The sequence below is a fragment of the Mycobacterium sp. genome (genome assembly GCF_049280035.1).
Taxonomy (GTDB): Bacteria; Actinomycetota; Actinomycetes; order Mycobacteriales; family Mycobacteriaceae; genus Mycobacterium.
On sequence record NZ_JBAPPI010000736.1, the window covers coordinates 1 to 2,435 of the forward strand.

A 2,435-nucleotide genomic window follows, 5' to 3' on the forward strand; every position below is an offset into this window, starting at 1 on the left:
CCCGCACACCGGTGAAGTCGACTCTTAGTTGGCCGCCGTCTTCCATGAGCATCCTTCCCGGTTGATGAAATCGTAAGAATCGACCGATCGGTCGTTCCTGGGCGTCGCTGGCCGCTGTGAGCCCTACCTTGTGAATGGCGCGGGTCCAACCGGGCCGACCGACGGGCAGGCGATCTTGAATAGTTTCGTACTGAGAACGGAGAGATGTCTGGGCATCGGAAAGGGAGATGGTGCATGTACCGCGACTGCCTGACGGGCAACAAACTTCGCAATTGTTACTTCAGCAACAGCTGTTGGCATCGAATCCGCAGAGTGGACGATACGGTCATCGCATCACCCTGACCGGAAGGTGCGACCAGCCGGCGAGGTTGGTCGCATTGACCCGTTTGCAGTCTTTCCAGATGACCTCGTAGCGGGGCATGAAGTCGAGCAGGTGCTCAACTGCGATGGCGATTTCCATCCGAGCCAGTTGGGCTCCCAGGCAGGTGTGCGTGCCGTACCCCAGCGCAATGTGTTGTGCGGGTGTCTGATCGCGGTCGATGTCGAACGTGTCTGGGTCGGCAAAGGCGTCCGAGTCGCGGTTCGCCGAGGCGCCGCACAGGAACACTGGCTTGCCTGCTGGGATCGTGACCCCGTATAACGTCACCTCCTTCAACGTGCATCGGACGTTATAAAGGACCGGCCCCTCAAATCGCAGCAACTCTTCGACGGCGGCTGGAATTTTGCTGCGGTCGTCGGCCAGCTTCTGCCACTGATCGGTGTGCTCGGCGAAGACCGCTACAGCGTTGCCCAGCATCCGAGCGACCGTCTGCGTGCCAGCCGCGCTTAGCAGCACTGCAAACAAGGCGATTTCGTGATCCTCGAGGCGGGCGGTCTCGCCATCGTCACGTATGATCTCAGCGGCGGTAAGTTTGCTGATCATGTCGTCGTTGGGCTGTTCGCGACGCTGCTGAACCAGGTCGTGATAGCCGGTGAGGATGTTTAGCGCGGCCTCCATATCGACCCAGTCTCGTTCGAGCTGTCCTGGCTGGTAGCCGATAGCCTGGTCGGTCCATAACCGCACCTGCTGTGCGAATTGCTCTGGGACTCCGGCCATGCGGGCAACGACGTCCATCGCGAGAGGTGCCGCGAACTGTTGCACCGCGTCGAACTGGCGCGGATCGACCATGCTCAGGCATCGCTGGACCAGCTCGGTCACCGTCTCTCGTTGCGATTGGATCGCTCGTGGCGTGAACGCCTTATTGAGCAGGCCGCGCATGCGCCCGTGTTCGGGGGGGTCCATGAACACGATCATTTTCGGTGCCTCTTGGCCGGACTTAACCATCGCAAGATCGAGGCCAGCCGTCGAGGAATACGTTTTGAAGTCCTTGTAGGCCGAGGCGACGTCCTTATGCCTGGTGAGTGCGTAGAAGTCGAGGTCTTCGTTGTAGTACACGGGTGCCTCATCTCGCAGGCGGCGGAAGAGCGTGTGTGGGTCGGCATAAAATTCATCCGAAAATGGGTCAAACACCAGTTCCGACTGAGTCGTCACAAAACCCCCTTCTAAGCGTGCCGCGCAACGTCGTGCGTTGTGCCCGAACGGCTTCCGCGCTGCGGTACGACGTACACCAATCTAGGCATTAGCTGCGTCCAGCAATTCCTTGAGCGCAACGGGCAGACCGTTGGCCACCTCCCAGAGGTCGGGAAGGAGTTGCGGGCAGGAAACCAAGCCGACATGGATGGTGCCGTTGAGTGACACCGCGCTGATGTTGAGCCCGACACCGTTCACCAGGGGTCCGAGCGGATAGGTGGCCCTAATCGCGGCGCCGCCCAGGTAGAGCTGCTCCTGCGATCCTCGCACGTTGGTCAGGGTCAAATTGGAAAGCGGCCGAAGTTTACTAAGCCCGGTACGGGTGTAAAACTGCATGAATAGCGACATGAAGTTGGGTATGCACTGCGTCCAATCCTGCAGCAGTGCCGGCCCGATCGCCGAATTGTGCTCCTTGGCAATCGCAGTCGACATGCCGATTGCGCTGAGCCGCTCGGCCGCATCGGGTACGTGGGTGTGCAGGCGGCAGAAGACCGGAGACAGCTGGTTGCGTCCCTCGCGCCGCTGGTCATGCACCGCGTCGGCCATCGGCACAATCGCAATCATCGGACGCTTCGGCAGGGCCGCGCGCTGCAGCAAGAACAGCCGCACTGTCGCCGACACCAGCGCCAACATCACATCGTTGACCTTGACCCCGAACCTGTTCTTCACCGTCTTCACGTCTTCAAGGTCCAGCCCGACGAAGGCAACGTTGCGATGTTCGCTGACGTTGCCGTTGAACGGCGTCCTCGGCGCGGTCAACGGCCCGGCCATGACTTGACGCCGGGTGAATCGGCGCAGCGTCTTGATCACGGCGAAAAGCGTTTCGGGTAGCACTCTGGTGACCAGCAACCACGGTCGCTTCGCA

Annotated in this window: 2 protein-coding genes; both read right to left on the minus strand. The window is 60.6% G+C overall.

Annotation, left to right across the window (positions count from 1 at the left end; translation table 11 throughout):
- Positions 1 to 325: 325 nt before the first annotated feature.
- Positions 326 to 1,531 carry a cytochrome P450 gene (locus WAN71_RS23725; RefSeq protein ID WP_422227676.1) on the minus strand — a complete coding sequence of 402 codons (1,206 nt, stop codon included), beginning with the start codon at positions 1,529 to 1,531 and terminating at the stop codon, positions 326 to 328.
- Positions 1,532 to 1,612: 81 nt separating this feature from the next.
- Positions 1,613 to 2,435, minus strand: an 823-nt coding sequence (locus WAN71_RS23730) for a WS/DGAT domain-containing protein (protein ID WP_422227677.1), incomplete at its 5' end; no start/stop codon positions are given.